Below are 16,032 nucleotides of genomic sequence, written 5' to 3'. Positions count from 1 at the left end.
GGCGCCTTAGTCGCTGAACCGTCCCGGTTCCCAGTTTGCCAGCACTGCCTGCTGCAGGTCGATCTCTTCCATGATTTCGCGCAGCACTTCGTCGTCGAGCTTGCGCTCGTCACGGGCGGCAACGAGGGCGGCGCGGCGGGCTTCGAGCACCGTGCGGCCCAGCTCGAGCACCATGGCGTCATGCTCGGAATGGGATTGGCGTTGCGCTGCGTCCTCGACGCTGGCGCGCTTCAGCATCTGCTCGGCGGCGGCCCGCGCGGCTGGATCGGTCTGGCCGTCGCGGAAGGCGGTGATGGCGGCCTTGCTGGCGGCGTCAGCGATATCTCGCGCGATCACGTGCTGTGCGGCGCGATACTTGTCCTCCTCTGGATCGGAGATACCGAGCACGCCGATCAGCCAGGGAAGCGTCAGGCCCTGCACCAGCAGCGTGCCGATGGTGACCGCGAAGGCGACGAACTGGATGACGTCGCGGCCGGGGAAGGCCTCGCCCGCCAGCGTCGTCAGCGGAATACCGGCGGCGGCCGCGAGGGTGACCACGCCGCGCATGCCGGTCCAGGCGATGACCAGGTTCTCACGCCAGCTGAATGGCTCGGGTACGTCGTACCCGCCCTGCCGCAGCACTTCCCGGCGGCGCTCGAAACGGCCGCCTCGCCTGCCCAACCGCCGCGGCGGCTCCTCGCCGGCCTCCATGCGGGCGATCGATTCCCGCACCCTGCGTGTCTGCCAGCGCGATACGAAGCCAGTGCCGAACACCCAGGCAATACGCACGAGGATCACCGCAACGAGCACGATCAGCGAGAGCCCGAGCAGTTCGGGCAGGCTGAAGCCGGTTGCCGTCGCCTCCTCGATGACGAACTTCATCTGCAAGCCGATATAGGCGAAGACGAAGGCCTCGAGCAGCGCGTCGGCGGTGCGCCAGAACTGGCGTTCCTGGATGCGCGCGGCATAGCCCGCCTCGGTCGAGTTGTGCCCGAGGGAGAAGCCGGCGGCAACCACCGCGAGTACACCGGACGCCCCGACTTCCTCGGCCACGAGATAGGCGGTGAACGGCACGAGCACGGAGAGCACGGTGACCAGTGAAGCGTTGGTCATATGTAGCCGAGTGCGATGCACGATCGCGCCGATCACCATCCCGATGACGATGCCGACGATCACGGCATAGCCAAAATAGAGGAAGCCGTTTTCGATGAAGAGGTGGCGGCCGGTCACCGTGGCGGTGGCGAAGGCGAAGAGGGTAAGCGCTGCCGCATCATTGATCAGGCTCTCGCCCTTCAGCACGGTCATCATCCGGCTGGGGAGCCCGAGCTTGCGGCCCACCGCGACAGCGGTCACCGCGTCGGGCGGCGACACCACCGCTGCAAGCACCGTCGCCACCGCCAGCGTCATGCCCGGGATGATCGAGGCGGAGACCGCGCCGACGACGGAGGTGGTGACCAGCACCAGCACCACGCCGAGGTTCACGATCGACCCCAGCCGCTTGATGAAGCTGACGAACGAGAATTCCGTCGCGGCCGAATAGAGCAGCGGCGGCAGCACGACGGTGAGGATGATCTCGGGCTCGAGTTCCAGCCGCGGCAGTCCGGGAACGAATGAGGCGGCGAGGCCGACCAGCGCCAGCAGCAGCGGCGCCTGGATGCTGCGGCGTTCGGCGATAATGGTGACCGCTATGGCTGCGATCATCACCAAGAGGATCTGTGAAACCATGCGTCGCCCCTGTGCCCTTGCCCGCCTGATATAGGCGGGGACGTGGAAAAGGAAAGAAGCGCTTGGCGTTGGCGCGCTGTGCGCCCTATATTGAATGGGCTGCCCGGTGCGTGTTGGATCTTATTTCCCTGGGGCCGTACTGATCCTTAAGGGAGCTGTCACCGTTCGGACCCGTGGGTTCGGACACACGGCGCCCACCTACGTAAGTAGGTTCCCAGGATCTGTATCCCACGGCCAGGGCGGCACCTAATTCTTCGCCAGAAAGCCCCATGAGCGACGCAAAGATCGAAGAGGCGAAAGCGGCGCTCCGAGCCGTAGCGCACAAGAAGCGAGCGGCCTTCCATCCGTCTCTGCGCAACGAGGCGGCCCATGCGGCCATGCTGCATTTCTTCGATGCCGTGCCCATTGAGAAGGGCGAAGTGGTCGCAGGCTACTGGCCGATCCGTGACGAGATGGACGTGAAATCGGTGGTGGCCCGGCTGATGGATGCCGGTCAGCCAGTGTGCCTGCCGGTGGTGCTGGGCGACGAGCAGCCGCTCGAGCTTCGGCTCTGGGAAGACGGCGCGCCGCTTTACGAAGCCGGTTTCGGAACGCTTGCCCCGGCGGAGGAAGCGCCGCGCGCCGCGCCCGACGTCATCCTCATGCCGCTCCTCGGCTTCGACAAGCACGGCACCCGCCTTGGCTACGGCGGTGGCTATTACGACCGGACACTGGCCGCGCTGCCGAAGCGGCCAAGGCTCATTGGCTTCGCCTTTGCGCTGCAGGAGGTGGACCTGATCCCGCGCGAGGCGCACGATGTGCCGCTCGACGCTATCGTGACTGAACAGGGCGTCCGCAACTTCGAGAAAAAGGCGCCGGTTACGTGAGAGTCTTGTTCCTGGGCGACGTGGTCGGCAAGTCCGGCCGGGACGCCGTTTCCGACCGCCTTGCCGGGCTGGTCGACAAGCACAAGTTCGATTTTGTGGTGATCAACGGCGAGAACGCCAGCCATGGGCGCGGGCTGACCGAAGGGCACTTCGCCGAGATTAAGGCTGCCGGCGCCGACGTCGTGACGCTGGGCGACCACGCCTTCGACCAGCGCGACACACTGACATACATCGCCCGCGAGCCGACGCTGCTGCGGCCGCTCAACCTCGCTCCGGGCACGCCCGGACGCGGTGCCAATCTCTATGAAAGCCGCGCCGGGCACCGGGTGCTGGTGATCAACGCGCAGGGCCGGGTGTTCATGGATCCGGTCGACGATCCGTTCCGCGCCGTCGAGGCCGCGGTCGCCGCCTGTCCGCTCGGCGAGCAGGCCGATGCGATCATCCTCGATTTCCACACCGAGGCGACCTCGGAAATCCAGGCGATGGGGCACTTCCTCGACGGCAAGGTCAGCCTTGTCGTCGGCACCCACACCCACATCCCCACCGCCGACCACCGCATCCTCAAGGGCGGCACGGCGCTAATGGCCGATGCCGGCATGTGCGGCGACTACGACTCAGTGATCGGCGTCGAGGTCGACGAACCGCTCAACCGCTTCCTCACCGGCATCGCCACTGGTCGGTTTACCCCGGCGGATGGTGAGGCGACGTTGTCCGGAATAGCAATCGAGACCGATCCGAGGACCGGTCTCGTCGCCAAGCTGTTTCCCGTGCGGGTCGGTGGGTCGCTGGCCCAGGCAGAGCCGGCGTTCTAGGGAGCAGCGGTCAGATACAGTTTGCACGTCCAGTTTTGCGGCTTCGGGAACAGATTGTAGGCGGCGTAGTAGTCACCAACCGGGATTTCGTTTTCGAGGGTGATGGTCAATTCGGTCCCGTTGGGCAGCGTAAGATGTATCTGGGTGCCGACCGGCCAAGAATCTGGTCCGAGGTTCTGGATGTCGACGCCCCACAGTGATGCGTCGTCGTTCGTGGGACGAAGCTGACACGTCGTCTCGGCGTCGAGAATGACGGGTGGCGCCGGGTCACCTTCGCCGGTCGGCAGATCCGGCATTGGGCCGGGCGGCTGCGCGTCGCCTCCATCGGGTGGTTGATCGCTTCCGTCAGGATCTGGCGTCCCTTCGTTTCCCTTGTCTTCGACTGGCGTGACTTTCATCGAGCATGCAGCGCCCTCGGGCAGTTCGCCGAGCTTCACCGGAACGCCGATCGACTGCCCGGGCTGCCAGTCCGTATCGAGCTTGAACAGCTTCTGGATGTTGCCTGGCTGCAGGTAGAGCGTCACTACCGTTCCCGCCGGGATCACCTTGCCGGTGCCGTTGACTGCAAGGATCGCCGGACCGTCGTGACCCTGCTTGATCAGGCACCGGACGCCCTCGGTGGGCTTGGGCAGGCGCGGCTCTTGTCTAGTTTCGGTAGCGCCGGAACCGCTGCTGTCGTCACGTTCGACGACCGGCCGCTCCGGTCGCGTATCGCGGGTTTGTGCAAATGCCGGCGCCGTGCCCGCCGCGAGGAGCGCTGCCATGGCTACGAGCGAAAATCTCTTAAATGCGTCCATCTCTAGTTCTCTCTGCTTGCGGTCCCAATACCGCGCTGATGAGCGCTAGATGCCAGTGAACGACTGAATGTGCGGTGATATCCGCATTTATCGCGGGTTCATATTCAAGTTGTCGCTGAAATGGCGGAAACTGTCACGCATTGCCTTGGATCGGGCGAGATGCTCGGCCGGCTGTCACACGGCCTTTATTTTCGCCGCCGCCGCCCCTATAACCGCCCACCACCATTGCCACACATGCCAACAGGGGTGACCGCATGGCCGGCCATTCGCACGCCAAGAACATCATGCACCGCAAGGGCAAGTCCGACGCGGCTCGCTCGAAGGTGTTTTCGAAACTCGCTCGTGAAATCACCGTGGCTGCCAAGCTCGGCGTGCCGGACCCGGCGTTCAATTCGCGCCTGCGCCTCGCGGTCAGCAACGCTCGCGCGCTATCCATGCCGCGCGACAACATCGAGCGCGCTATCAAGAAGGCGAGCGGCGCCGACACCGAGAACTACGAAGAGATCCGCTACGAAGGCTACGGCCCCGGCGGCGTCGCCGTCATCGTCGAGGCGCTGACCGACAATCGCAACCGCACCGCCTCGAACGTGCGCTCGACCTTCTCCAAGAATGGTGGCGCACTGGGGGAAACCAACTCGGTCGGCTTCATGTTCGATCGCGTCGGCGAAATCTTCTACCCAGCCACCGCCGGCTCGGAAGACAAGGTGATGGAAGCTGCCATCGAGGCCGGCGCCGACGACGTCGAAAGCGACGAAGAGGGCCATTGGATCTACACCTCGTTCGAGGCGCTGAACGAGGTCGCGGCGGCGCTCGAGAAGGTGTTGGGCGAGGCAGAATCGGCCAAGTTCATCTTCAAGCCGCAGAACGAAGTGCCGGTGGACGCGGAAAAGGGTGCGACGCTGCTCAAGCTGATCGGCATCCTCGAAGAGGACGACGATGTGCAGAACGTCTATGCCAACTTCGACATCAGCGACGAAGACATGGCCAAGATCGACGCCGCCTAAGATCGACGCGTGAGCGTTTGACAAATCCGGGCCTGGGCAATAGTTCAGGCTCGTTACGCCGAAAAAACGTAGGCCGGTTAAGGTGAGTCCGGCCCTCCCGCGAGGGAGATTGTCCCGCCCAAAAGGCGAAGGACCCACGGCAAGCCGACGAGCGCCCGATCCCCGGGTGCCCGCTGCTTGTTGGGATATGGGTCGATGAGATTTCACCGCCAGCTTCATGCCCTGAGCCGCGTGCGCCTCGAGACCGGTCGTTCGACCGTTTCCTTCGCAACCATCAGGACATCATCATGCAGTTCAATCACGCCAATTTCGCCGTCGCTGACGTAGGCGCGGCGGCCGAGTTCTTCGCCCGGCATTTCGATTTCACCGTCGTCGGCGAAGCGCACGACAACTTCGCCGTCATGGAGGGTGAGGGCGGGTTCGTCCTCAACTTCATGGCATCAGGCAAGACCGAAGCCACCTACCACAAGAACTTCCATGTCGGCTTTTTCGTCGGCAGCGTCGCCGAGGTGCGGCTGAAGCATGCCGAACTCGTCGATGCCGGCTACGGTCCGGGCGACGTGCAACAGTTCAATCGTGGCGGCAGCCGGACGACGACGTTCTACTGCCAGGCCCCCGGCGGCTTCCTCGTTGAAGTCGCAACGACGGCTGCGGACGACTAGGCCGCTGCAGCGGGCAGCGTCTCGTAATGCGAGATGGACGCGACTGCGGTGCAGTTGCGTCCGTTCTGCTTTGCCGCATAGAGCTGTTGGTCGGCTAATCGGAACAACTCGGTGAAGGGCAGGGAGCGGTCGTAGACCGCGCCGCCCACGCTCACCGTCAACTGGTAGGGCTTCCCGTCGGGGGCGAACCTGGCTTCGCAGACCGCGAGGCGAAGCCGCTCGGCAACGGCCTCGGCGATCAGCAGCGTGGTGCCGGGCAGGTAGACGGCAAACTCCTCGCCACCGATGCGTCCGACGAGATCGGCAGCGCGCAGCACACTGCGCACCGATTTGGCGATCAGCCGCAGCGCGGCGTCGCCGTGGTCGTGGCCGTAGGTATCGTTGATCGCCTTGAAGTTGTCGGCATCGATAACGAGCAGGGTGCCGCGCATGCCGTCGTCGGCGAAGCGGCCATCGGCCAGCGCTTCCTCCACTTCACGGGTGAAGGCACCACGGTTCAGCAGCTCGGTTAGATTGTCGGTCGCCGCATGGTGGCGCAGCAATTCGTGGGCGATGGCGAGCTCACGCAATTTGCTCAGCAGGAAGAACAGCATGGGGATGGCGAGGCCCATCGGCACGAACACGTCGAGGGCGATCGACCAGCGGAGCGACTCGGGGCTGAGATTGTGGAAATTGAAGGAATCGACGAACAGCGCGACTGCAATGCAACCGATCGTGCCCAGCGCTGTCCAGAGGAAGACGCGGCCCCAGCCGCTGGGCGAAAAATCCAAAGCTCGCGTTCCTTCAGCACTTCTGCGCAGAAGCCGTGGAAGCTAGGCCGGGCGAGTTGAGATCGCCTCAAGCCGCTGGATCGGATTTTATCTATCGCCGGAATTTAGTGCTTCAGCGCACCGCAGCGTTCAGCGCGACGAGGTCTGGATCGACCTGTTTGCCGCCCAACTCGACACGATTGCGCCCGGTGTGCTTGGCCTCGTAGAGGCGGCGGTCGGCGATGCGGAACAAGTCTGAGAAGCCGGCGTCGCCTGAGCTTACGGCGCCGCCGATGCTGACCGAAAGGCGCTGCGCGACGCCTTCGGACGTGACGAACAGCGCATTGACGGAATCGCGGATGCGCTCGGCGGTGCGCTCGGCAGCGTCCACTCCGGCGTCCCTGACGAAGACGCCGAATTCCTCGCCACCGATGCGCCCGACCAGATCGCCCTCGCGCACGCTGTCGCGGATGGCGCGAGCGATCAGCTGCAGCACCTCATCGCCGCGCTCATGGCCGAAGCGGTCGTTGATGGTCTTGAAGTGGTCGGCATCGATGACCAGCAGCGCTGCGCTACCGTTCATCCCGCTGAGGCTCGCGCCGACGCGCGAGGTGAAAGCGCGGCGGTTGAGGCAGTCGGTCAGCCAGTCGGTGGAGGCAAGGGTCTCCAGCCTGCGGTTGGCCTCTCTCAGCTGCGCCGACCGGATCTGGAGGAACAGCAGGATCGGGCCACCCAAAGCGGTCGGCATCCCGAGGGCGAGGACGGTGCCGACATCATTCATGCCCTGGTTCAGGGACATCATGACGAGGTTGGAGATCACCCAGGACCCTACCGTCGAAGCGATGAGGATCAGGGTCGTGCGCCGCCAGACGATGCCCCATGCCGACTGCGGCAATACCAACCTGTTCATCCCGCGACCCCCGAGCGAATGCGCATGGCTTAAGGGGCAATGCTTGAATGCGAATTAATGCGGCCGGCAGGAATGCCGGCAATTCCCTCAGGGTGTTTCCGTTTCGTTCACAAAGCGCTTGGTAGGATTCATCACCTGCCCTAAAGCTTCAGAATGGCGGAAACAGTGCGAATCATCGGGATAGATCCGGGGCTGCGGCGCTGCGGCTGGGGGGTGATCGAGAGCTCGGGCAACCGGCTGGGCTTCGTTGCCTGCGGCACAATCACGCCGCCCACCGAGGGCTCGCTGGCCGACCGGCTGGTCGAACTGCATCGCGGCATCACGTCCGTGCTCGATGAATACGCACCGGAAGAGGCCGCGGTCGAAGAAACGTTCGTGTCCGCCGGCGCGCGCTCGGCGCTGCAACTCGGGCAGGCACGCGGCGTGGTGCTGATGACGCCGGCTTTGCGCGGGTTGCCGGTCGGCGAGTACGCCGCCAACCTGATCAAGAAGTCGGTCGTCGGCACCGGCCATGCCGAGAAAACCCAGGTGCAGATGATGATCAAGATCCTGTTGCCCACCGCGATCTTCAAGGGCGCCGACGCGGCCGATGCGCTGGCCATCGCCATCTGCCACGCGCATCACCGCGCCATCCGCAAGCTGAGTGTTCCTGCATGATCGGCAAGCTCAAGGGCCTCGTCGACGGGTTCGGCGACGACCACGTGCATCTCGACGTCAACGGCGTCGTCTACGAGACCTTCTGCTCGGCCAAGACGCTGGCGGCGCTACCGCAGGTTGGCCACGCTGCGGTGATCCATACCGAGATGATCGTCCGCGAGGATATGATCCGGCTCTACGGCTTCTTCACCGAAGCCGAGAAAGCCTGGTTCGGCACGCTGATGACGGTGCAGGGGGTCGGCAGCCGGGTGGCCCTCGCCATCCTATCGGTACTCACCCCATCCGAGCTCGCCAGCGCCATCGCGCTGCAGGACAAGGCGATGATCGGCCGCGCCAACGGCGTAGGTCCCAAGCTCGCCGTCCGCATCGTCACCGAACTCAAGGGCAAGGCCCCGGCGGTCGGTGCTATCGATGCCGGTGTGCTGGGCCTGCAGGCGGCACTTGGAGAGGGGGCTGCGGCCAGCAACGTCACCGATGCGGTCTCTGCCCTCACCAATCTCGGCTACTCGAGCGCGCAGGCCTCCGCTGCCGTGGCGCGGGTGGTCGGCCGCGACGGCGATGGGATAGCGACCGACAAGCTGATCCGGCTGGGACTCAGGGAATTGAGCAGTTAGCCTTGCAGTGCATAACATTCCTTACTACACTAAGAAAGTAAGGAGCACTCGCAATGTCTGGGAAATCACTGCCTGCAAGGACAAGGTACACCGGCAAGGTGACCAGCAAGGGTCAAACCACCGTCCCAAAGGAAGTGCGAGACTTTCTGGGCTTGGAAGAGGGGACGCAGATGGAGTGGATTCTGGACGATGGCAAAGTCACGGTGAAGCCGCGGAAGCTGCGGGCAGTCGACTTGGCTGGTATTCTAGGCCCGCCGCCCAGCGGCGACGTACACGTGACCGTTGAAGAGATGAACGAGGCCATTGGCGACGCAGTAGTGGAACGGTTCGAGCGTTCGACCCGGAGATGATCGGCGTCGACACCAATGTTCTGGTGCGCTTGTTCGTGCCGGTTGAGCCACAACGTGAGGCCGCGGTCGCGTTCTTCGGTCAGCGGTCAGCCGCCGATCCGGCCTTCGTCACCACGGTGGTCCTCACCGAGTTCGCCTGGGTTCTGCGCCGCCGATACAAGTACGAGCATGATCAGGTCGGCCAAGCCATTCGCTGGATGCTGGACTCCGACGACTTCGTGATGGAGGACCGTGACCTCATTGAGTGGGCGCTCGCCAACTACACGCGATCGCGCATCGACTTCTCCGACTTGCTGGTGGCACGATCGAGCGAACTGGCCGGTGCGCCCCGCATCGCGACGTTCGACCGTGATGCTGCCAAATACGTCCCTGGCATGGAACTCCTCAAGTGACCGACCTGACCTCTGCCCATACCGGCCGGGACGACCCGCTGGACGTCTCCCTCCGTCCGTCCGGCTTTTCCGAGTTCATCGGGCAGGCCGAGGCGCGGGCTAATCTCGAGGTGTTCATCCAGGCGGCGAAGCACCGCGGCGCGGCGCTGGATCATGTGCTGTTCGTCGGTCCGCCGGGCCTCGGCAAGACCACGCTGGCGCAGATCGTGGCGCGGGAACTCGGCGTCGGGTTCCGCGCGACCTCGGGCCCGGTGATCGCCAAGGCCGGCGATCTCGCGGCGCTGCTCACCAATCTCGAAGAGCGCGACGTGCTGTTCATCGACGAGATCCACCGGCTCAACCCGGCGATCGAGGAAATCCTCTATCCGGCGATGGAGGACTACCAGCTCGACCTGATCATCGGCGAAGGGCCCGCGGCGCGTTCGGTGCGGATCGATCTGGCGAAGTTCACTCTCGTCGGCGCCACCACCCGCGCCGGACTGCTGACAACGCCGCTGCGCGACCGCTTCGGCATCCCGATCCGGCTCAATTTCTACACCCCCGAAGAGCTGGTGAAGATCGTCGAGCGCGGCGCGCGGCTGCTCGGCATCGGCATGGCGCCGGATGGGGCGATGGAAGTTGCCCGCCGTTCCCGCGGTACGCCCCGCATCGCCGGCCGGCTGCTGCGCCGCGTCACCGATTTCGCGCTGGTCGACGGCGCCAAGGAGATCACCCGCTCGGTGGCCGACAAGGCGCTGCTGCGGCTCGATGTCGATGCGCGCGGCCTCGATCAGCTCGACCGGCGCTACCTCAAGGTGATCGCCGATTTCTACGGCGGCGGGCCGGTGGGTATCGAAACCATCGCGGCGGCCCTCAGCGAGCCGCGCGATGCGCTGGAGGAGATCGTCGAGCCCTACCTGATCCAGCAGGGTTTCATCCAGCGCACGCCGCGCGGCCGCATGCTGACGGCGCTCGCCTTCCAGCATATGGGCATCGGCGTGCCGCAGGGCTTCGTCGGGATGCAGGGCAGCCTGTTCGAGGAACCGGAGGGAGAGAACTGATGGTAGAGCACCGCCCTGTCTTGCGCCATGACAGCATGGTCTGCTTCGATGACGGCGCCGCCCGCTTCCAGATGCGGGCTGCCGGCATCGCCATCCGGAATGGGCGCGTGCTGATCCAGAACATCAAGGGCGGTTACGGCACGTTCCTGCCTGGTGGCCGGATCGAGCAGGCAGAGGCGAGTGTAGAAACCCTGGTGCGCGAGATGCAGGAGGAATTCGGCCATCCCGTCGAGGTCGGCCAGCTCGCCTTCGTGATCGAGTCTTTCTATCCCGAGAAATCGCAGGTCTTCCACGAGGTCGGGCTCTACTACCGGATCGAAGTGTCCGACGATTTCCCCTATCACGACACCGATATCTGCCATCGCTGTTACGAGGGCCCGGTCGAGATGGAATATCGCTGGGTGCCGACGACGGCGGAAGCGCTCGCGACAAGCGTGTTCTATCCCGAGCCGCTCCGCGGGCGGCTTGGTGACATACCCTCGACCACGATCCACCTCCTCGATCGGTCGGCGGCATGAGCGGCGCCAACCACATCGCAGTCCGTGTCTACTACGAAGACACCGATTTCTCCGGCAACGTCTACCACGCGGTGTACCTGCACTTCTTCGAGCGGGCGCGGACCGAGTTCCTGCGCGAGCGCGGCGTGCATCACTCGGAGCTGGTGAAGGATGGCATCGCCTTTGCGGTGCGCACGATGACCATCGACTTCAAGGCGGCGGCGCATATCGACGACCTGCTGGAGGTGACCACCGAGGTCGCGTCGCACAGCCCGGCGCGGCTCCATCTCGTCCAGTCGATCAGCCGCGACGGTGTCGAGATCACCCGCGCCGATGTACAGGTGGTGGCGATCAAGACCAGCGGCGGCGTGGCGCGGATGCCTCGCCATCTGGTCGAAGCGCTCAAGGCATAGAAAAGGGCCGCCGGTTTGCCGGCGACCCAAGGTTTTGCCTGCGATTGGCGTCCTTACATCGCGGCGGGCTTAACCTGTCCGCGGATCTCGCCGTCAGGGAACTTGGCCGTATGGAGGTTGAAGTACCACTGGCCACCCTGCAACTGGGTGATCTGGTCATCGGTCAGCGTGGCGTTGCCGTTGATCGGGCTCGCGAGCGGATCGGCAAGCGGTACAACCGGATCGGCATTGGCGCCCTCGGCAGCCGGGCCGTGGAAATGGGCGCCGGTCGCGTCGCCGCTCAAGCCTTCATAGGTGACAGTCCAGGTGAAGACCTTGCTGTCGGTGTCGAGCGTCGCTTCCACCTTGCCGGTGGCGGTAGAATCCGTTGGCGGCACCTCCGAGGCGGCCGTCAGGTCGGCGGTGAACTTCACCACTTCTGCAAAGGCCGGCATTGCCGAAAAAGCCAATACGGCGGTGGCGGCCAGCAAGGTGCGAGTCAGATTGAGATGCATTGGGATCTCCCTCGTCGTTGACGTGTTGTGGACAACCGCAGGCCTCCATCTGGCGGCAGGCCACGTCCACAACGCGATAGCTTGCGATCAGTTGCGCTGCGCTGATCGGTCGCGCTCACGCGAACGCGAGGAATCGCTTTGTTAACACTTGCTTGACCATAAGTAAGGCAGTGCACCACCAGTGCTGCCAAAGGTCCGGGATTCCGGGCTTTTCTCTTAAATTTGACAAATTTGGACCGCATCGACCCGACGATCAGGTTTCGGTCGTCGGGGCCGGACTGAGAAGGACCCTTACATGGAAGCCATGGACGCCGTCGGCACGGTCGCTCCGCATGCCGACCTTTCGATCTGGGCGCTGTTCTGGCAGGCCGACCTTGTCGTCAAGACGGTGATGATCGGGCTGCTCGCGGCCTCGGTCTGGTGCTGGGCGATCATCGTCGACAAGTCGATGCTCTATGGCCGCGCCAAGCGCGAGATGAATCGCTTCGAGCGCGTGTTCTGGTCGGGCCAGTCGCTCGAGGAACTGTACCAGCAGATGAGCGAGAAGCCGGCGATGGGGCTGGGCGCCATCTTCGTCGCCGCGATGAAGGAGTGGAAGCGCAGCCATGAGCAGAACGCCTCGTCCTTCGTCGGCGTGCAGGGGCGCCTCGACAAGGTGCTCGACGTCGCCATCAGCCGCGAGAGCGAGAATCTCGAGAAGCGCCTCGGCTTCCTCGCCACCGTCGGTTCGGCGTCGCCCTTCATTGGCCTCTTTGGCACGGTATGGGGGATCATGAACGCATTTACGGCCATCTCGGCCGCATCGAGCACCAATCTGTCCGTAGTCGCCGGGCCGATCGCCGAGGCGCTGTTTGCGACGGCGCTGGGCCTGCTCGCCGCTATCCCGGCGGTTATCGCCTACAACAAGCTATCGGGCGACGCCAACAAGTTGATTGGCCGGCTCGAGGGCTTCGCCGACGAATTCTCGACCATCCTCTCGAGGCAGCTCGAAGCGCGGGGTGCCCGCTGATGGCAATGGCAGTATCGGGCGGTGGCGGCGGTGGCCGCCGGCGTGGTCGGCGCCGCGGCGGCGGTTCCAAGCCGATGAGCGACATCAACGTCACGCCGATGGTCGACGTGATGCTGGTGCTGCTGATCGTGTTCATGGTGGCGGCGCCGCTGATGACGGTCGGCGTCCCCATCGACCTGCCGAAGACGCAGGCGACGCAGCTCAATACCGAACAGAAGCCGATCACCATCTCGGTCACCAACGAGGGCGCCATCTTCCTCGCTGACCAGCCGGTGAGCCTCGACGATCTCGTCACCCAGGTGGCTGCCGTGGCCGTCAATGGCACCGAGGATCGCATCTACGTGCGTGGCGACCTCGCGGCCAATTACGGCTCGGTGATGCAGGTGATGGGCGCGCTGTCGGGCGCCGGCTACGCCAAGATCGGTCTGATCACGGAACAGGCCCAGCAACAGGACCAGTGAGCTGATGCGCACCGGGTTCACGGTTTCCACCATTGCACATGCCGGACTGATCGCCATCGCGATCATCGGCATCGGCATGGGGCGACCGATGGACGCGGTTCCGGTCGAGTCGATCGCCGTCGACCTCGTGCCGATCTCGGAATTCGCCAACATCCGCATGGGCTCGATGGACAGCACGGTCGTCGAGACCGAGGCGCCGTCGGTGGTCGACGACGTGAAGCCCGCCGAACTGGCGCAGCCGACCGGCAATACCCAGGAAGACCAGCCGACCCCCGAGGACAATCCCGACCCGACGCCCGCGCCGACCGAGCAGACCGCTCCGGCGCCCGAGGCATCGACCGAGCCGGTGGTCGAGCCCGAGCCGGAAGTTGCGCCGACACCCGCCGAGCGTCCCGCGGTCGAGCCGCAGCCCGAGCCAGTGGTCGAGCCGGTTGCCGAACCCACACCTGAGCCCACTCCGGTGGCGACGCCGGACGTGACGCCCGATCCGACCGATGCGGCACCCAAGCCGACGGTGCACACGGCCTCGCTCGACCAGAAGCGCGCCGAGTTCAAGAAGCAGCAGGAAGCGCAGAAGCAGCAGAAGGCCGATGAAAAGGCCAAGGCGGAAGCGGACAAGAAGAAAGCCGAGAAAGAGAAAAAGAAGAAAGCGGCTGAGGAGAAGGAGCGCGTCGAGCAGGCGAAGGCCGACGACGCAAAGAAGGTCGCCGACGAAGTCGCCAACCTGATCAACAACGAAGAGTCGCGCGGCGCTACTACCGGGGCCGGCGGCGAAGCGACGCTCGGTCGCGAGGATGGTCGCGCCGCTACGCTCAGCAATTCGGAGATCGGTGCGCTGGTGGCGCAGATCCAGGCCTGTATCACGCTGCCGGCCGGCGCCGAGGATGTCGACGCCCGGGCCGAGTTCACTTTCTCGATCGGGGCCGACGGTATGGTGGCGGGCCAGCCGCAGATGATGAGTTCGCCGGCCAATACCATCGAGGATGCCTATGCACGGGCAGTGCAGCGCGCCCTGATGCGCTGCGGTCCGTTCACAATGGCCATGGGCCAGGATGTTAGAGCACAGTTTGCGGCGCGGTCGTTCTAGCGAGCCCGATGCCAGACAAGACATGGAGACGTAAGATGACCCTGATCACCCGGCGCAACGCGCTGAAACTCGGCCTCGCCGGCGGCGCTTTCGCGCTCGCTACCCCGTCCCAGGCTCTGGTCGAGATCGTCGTGACCGGCGGCAATTTCACGCCGCTGCCGATCGCCATTCCGGATTTCGCCTCGTCCGACCCGGCCTTCGGCGCCGAGATCGCCGAGATCGTGCGCAATAACCTGAAGCGCTCCGGGCTGTTCGTGCCGCTCGACCCAGCGTCGCTCCCGATCCGCGTCGGCGACGTGACCAACGAGCCGGATTTCGCCGCCTGGCGTGGCGCAAGCGTCGATGCGCTGGTCATGGGCTCGGTGGAGCGCGGGGCTGAGGTCTCGTCGCAGGTCCGCGTCTGGGATACGCAGGCGGCGGCGCAGGTGGTCGGCAAGTCCTACAAGACCGACGCGCAGAACTATCGCCGCATCGCGCACATCGTCTCGGACGCCATTTACGCCTCGCTGTCGGGCGGCACCGGCTATTTTGATACCCGCATCGTCTATGTGGCCGAGAGCGGCCCCAAGGCGAACCGCGTAAAGCGCCTCGCGATCATGGATCAGGACGGCGCCAATGTGCAGTACCTGACCTCCGGCAAGTCGCTGACCTTCGGGCCGAAGCTCTCGCCGAAGGGCGACAGCCTGGTGTTCACCTCCTATGAGGACGGCAACCCGCAGGTCTACTATTCCGGCCTCGGCGGCGCTTCCAAGAAGCTGATCGAGGGCGCGCCGATGTCGTTTGCCCCGCAGTTCTCGCCCGATGGCAGCACTGTGGTATTCTCGGTGTCGAACGGCGGCACCACCAATATCTACGCGGCCGGTGTCGGCAGCGGCAACCCGACGCAACTGACCAGCGGCGCGGCGATCGACACGTCGCCGAGCTATTCGCCGGACGGCTCGCGCATCTGCTTCGAGAGCGACCGCGGCGGCAGCCCGCAGATCTACATCATGGGTGCCGGCGGCGGCGGGGCGCAGCGCATCTCCTACGGCGAAGGCAGCTATTCGACGCCGGTCTGGTCGCCCACCGGCGATCTCATCGCCTATACCCGCCAGTCGGGTGGGCAGTTCCATATCGGCATCATGAAGCCCGATGGTTCGGGCGAGCGCATCCTGTCGTCGTCCGGGCAGGTGCAGGAGGGTCCGACCTGGGCTCCGAACGGTCGCGTCATCGGCTTCTTCCGCGATCCGGGCGGCGATGCCGGTCCGGGGCTGTGGTCGATCGACATCTGGGGACGGAACGAACTCAACCTCGCGACGGAGTCGTTCGCGTCGGACCCGAGCTGGTCCCCGCTGCGCGCTTAGTCGCTAACCAATTGCGGGGAGAGCACAGATCCGTGTCTTCCCCGCAACATCACGGAAAAGCCCGGATTCCGGCCACATTCGCGCCAGAATGACCAACAATTAACCAAGCGCGACAACACCACCTTAAGATTACCGGCGGTAAAACTTCGCCAATCAAATCCTTCCGTTCAG

20 protein-coding genes and 1 other RNA gene are annotated in these 16,032 nt (G+C 64.7%); 16 read left to right on the top strand and 5 right to left on the bottom strand.

Going from position 1 to position 16,032, the window contains the following annotated elements:
• Nucleotides 1–6: 6 nt before the first annotated feature.
• Nucleotides 7–1,704, bottom strand: coding sequence for a cation:proton antiporter (locus AC1DV8_RS08035; RefSeq protein WP_477157085.1), 1,698 nt, complete (start codon nt 1,702–1,704; stop codon nt 7–9).
• Between the two features lie 93 nt (nt 1,705–1,797).
• On the opposite strand from AC1DV8_RS08035, the gene ssrS reads away from it, so the two are divergent.
• The 3 genes from ssrS to AC1DV8_RS08020 all read left to right on the top strand — a co-directional run bounded on the left by ssrS (nt 1,798) and on the right by AC1DV8_RS08020 (nt 3,382).
• Nucleotides 1,798–1,954, top strand: a non-coding RNA gene (gene ssrS, locus AC1DV8_RS08030) — 6S RNA.
• Between the two features lie 19 nt (nt 1,955–1,973).
• Nucleotides 1,974–2,570, top strand: a complete 597-nt coding sequence (locus AC1DV8_RS08025; protein WP_477157084.1) for a 5-formyltetrahydrofolate cyclo-ligase — start codon at nt 1,974–1,976, stop codon at nt 2,568–2,570.
• On the top strand, nt 2,567–3,382 hold the full coding sequence (locus AC1DV8_RS08020) for a TIGR00282 family metallophosphoesterase (RefSeq protein WP_477157083.1): 816 nt from the start codon (nt 2,567–2,569) through the stop codon (nt 3,380–3,382). Before AC1DV8_RS08025 ends, AC1DV8_RS08020 begins: the two co-directional genes overlap by 4 nt.
• Here AC1DV8_RS08020 and AC1DV8_RS08015 read toward each other — a convergent pair.
• On the bottom strand, nt 3,379–4,179 hold the full coding sequence (locus AC1DV8_RS08015; protein ID WP_477157082.1) for a hypothetical protein: 801 nt from the start codon (nt 4,177–4,179) through the stop codon (nt 3,379–3,381). The two genes, AC1DV8_RS08020 and AC1DV8_RS08015, sit on opposite strands and share 4 nt — an antisense overlap.
• 254 nt (nt 4,180–4,433) lie before the next feature.
• Between AC1DV8_RS08015 and AC1DV8_RS08010 the strand changes: the two genes are divergently transcribed.
• Together AC1DV8_RS08010 and AC1DV8_RS08005 are read left to right on the top strand one after the other, a co-directional pair.
• Nucleotides 4,434–5,183 (top strand): YebC/PmpR family DNA-binding transcriptional regulator, encoded by a 750-nt coding sequence (locus tag AC1DV8_RS08010; RefSeq protein ID WP_477157081.1) that lies wholly within the window; start codon nt 4,434–4,436, stop codon nt 5,181–5,183.
• A 287-nt stretch (nt 5,184–5,470) separates the two neighbouring features.
• The gene (locus AC1DV8_RS08005) at nt 5,471–5,845 is read left to right on the top strand and encodes a VOC family protein (protein ID WP_477149838.1); all 375 of its coding nucleotides are present in this window, start codon (nt 5,471–5,473) and stop codon (nt 5,843–5,845) included.
• On the opposite strand, the gene AC1DV8_RS08000 is transcribed toward AC1DV8_RS08005, so the two are convergent.
• Nucleotides 5,842–6,615: a GGDEF domain-containing protein gene (locus AC1DV8_RS08000; RefSeq protein WP_477149837.1), complete on the bottom strand. Its 774-nt coding sequence runs from the start codon at nt 6,613–6,615 to the stop codon at nt 5,842–5,844. The two genes, AC1DV8_RS08005 and AC1DV8_RS08000, sit on opposite strands and share 4 nt — an antisense overlap.
• 112 nt (nt 6,616–6,727) lie before the next feature.
• On the bottom strand, nt 6,728–7,504 hold the full coding sequence (locus tag AC1DV8_RS07995; protein ID WP_477157080.1) for a GGDEF domain-containing protein: 777 nt from the start codon (nt 7,502–7,504) through the stop codon (nt 6,728–6,730).
• A gap of 153 nt (nt 7,505–7,657) precedes the next feature.
• Between AC1DV8_RS07995 and ruvC the strand changes: the two genes are divergently transcribed.
• The 7 genes from ruvC to AC1DV8_RS07960 are packed head-to-tail and all read left to right on the top strand — an operon-like array spanning nt 7,658 to nt 11,467.
• Nucleotides 7,658–8,161 carry a crossover junction endodeoxyribonuclease RuvC gene (gene ruvC / locus AC1DV8_RS07990; protein WP_477157079.1) on the top strand — a complete coding sequence of 168 codons (504 nt, stop codon included), beginning with the start codon at nt 7,658–7,660 and terminating at the stop codon, nt 8,159–8,161.
• A complete protein-coding gene (gene ruvA / locus AC1DV8_RS07985) occupies nt 8,158–8,775 on the top strand; it encodes a Holliday junction branch migration protein RuvA (protein ID WP_477157078.1) in 618 nt (205 codons plus the stop codon). The genes ruvC and ruvA overlap by 4 nt, the downstream gene beginning before the upstream one ends.
• Before the next feature lie 53 nt (nt 8,776–8,828).
• Complete coding sequence (locus AC1DV8_RS07980) at nt 8,829–9,125, top strand: AbrB/MazE/SpoVT family DNA-binding domain-containing protein (protein WP_477149833.1); 297 nt, start codon at nt 8,829–8,831, stop codon at nt 9,123–9,125.
• On the top strand, nt 9,122–9,517 hold the full coding sequence (locus tag AC1DV8_RS07975) for a PIN domain-containing protein (protein WP_477149832.1): 396 nt from the start codon (nt 9,122–9,124) through the stop codon (nt 9,515–9,517). The genes AC1DV8_RS07980 and AC1DV8_RS07975 overlap by 4 nt, the downstream gene beginning before the upstream one ends.
• Nucleotides 9,514–10,557: a Holliday junction branch migration DNA helicase RuvB gene (gene ruvB, locus AC1DV8_RS07970; RefSeq protein ID WP_477149831.1), complete on the top strand. Its 1,044-nt coding sequence runs from the start codon at nt 9,514–9,516 to the stop codon at nt 10,555–10,557. Before AC1DV8_RS07975 ends, ruvB begins: the two co-directional genes overlap by 4 nt.
• A complete protein-coding gene (locus AC1DV8_RS07965) occupies nt 10,557–11,075 on the top strand; it encodes an NUDIX hydrolase (RefSeq protein ID WP_477149830.1) in 519 nt (172 codons plus the stop codon). The genes ruvB and AC1DV8_RS07965 overlap by 1 nt, the downstream gene beginning before the upstream one ends.
• The gene (locus tag AC1DV8_RS07960; protein WP_477157077.1) at nt 11,072–11,467 is read left to right on the top strand and encodes a YbgC/FadM family acyl-CoA thioesterase; all 396 of its coding nucleotides are present in this window, start codon (nt 11,072–11,074) and stop codon (nt 11,465–11,467) included. Before AC1DV8_RS07965 ends, AC1DV8_RS07960 begins: the two co-directional genes overlap by 4 nt.
• 53 nt (nt 11,468–11,520) lie before the next feature.
• Here the strand turns inward: AC1DV8_RS07960 and AC1DV8_RS07955 are convergent, their stop codons facing one another.
• A complete protein-coding gene (locus AC1DV8_RS07955) occupies nt 11,521–11,961 on the bottom strand; it encodes a CHRD domain-containing protein (protein WP_477149828.1) in 441 nt (146 codons plus the stop codon).
• A gap of 304 nt (nt 11,962–12,265) precedes the next feature.
• Here AC1DV8_RS07955 and tolQ point away from each other — a divergent pair, with 304 nt between their 5' ends.
• Genes tolQ through tolB form a run of 4 tightly spaced genes read left to right on the top strand, consistent with a single transcriptional unit; the run spans nt 12,266 to nt 15,861 of the window.
• Entirely contained in the window at nt 12,266–12,970 is a 705-nt protein-coding gene (gene tolQ / locus AC1DV8_RS07950; RefSeq protein ID WP_477157168.1) for a protein TolQ, read from the top strand.
• On the top strand, nt 12,970–13,431 hold the full coding sequence (gene tolR, locus AC1DV8_RS07945) for a protein TolR (protein WP_477149827.1): 462 nt from the start codon (nt 12,970–12,972) through the stop codon (nt 13,429–13,431). Before tolQ ends, tolR begins: the two co-directional genes overlap by 1 nt.
• A gap of 4 nt (nt 13,432–13,435) precedes the next feature.
• Nucleotides 13,436–14,518, top strand: coding sequence for a hypothetical protein (locus AC1DV8_RS07940; protein WP_477157076.1), 1,083 nt, complete (start codon nt 13,436–13,438; stop codon nt 14,516–14,518).
• A 35-nt stretch (nt 14,519–14,553) separates the two neighbouring features.
• Nucleotides 14,554–15,861, top strand: coding sequence for a Tol-Pal system beta propeller repeat protein TolB (tolB, locus tag AC1DV8_RS07935; protein WP_477157075.1), 1,308 nt, complete (start codon nt 14,554–14,556; stop codon nt 15,859–15,861).
• The last annotated feature ends 171 nt before the right edge of the window (nt 15,862–16,032 follow it).

The organism is Devosia sp. P3_B2 (assembly GCF_056402875.1).
The sequence above is the reverse complement of the archived record's forward strand: the minus strand, read 5'-3'. Positions and strand labels throughout refer to the sequence as shown.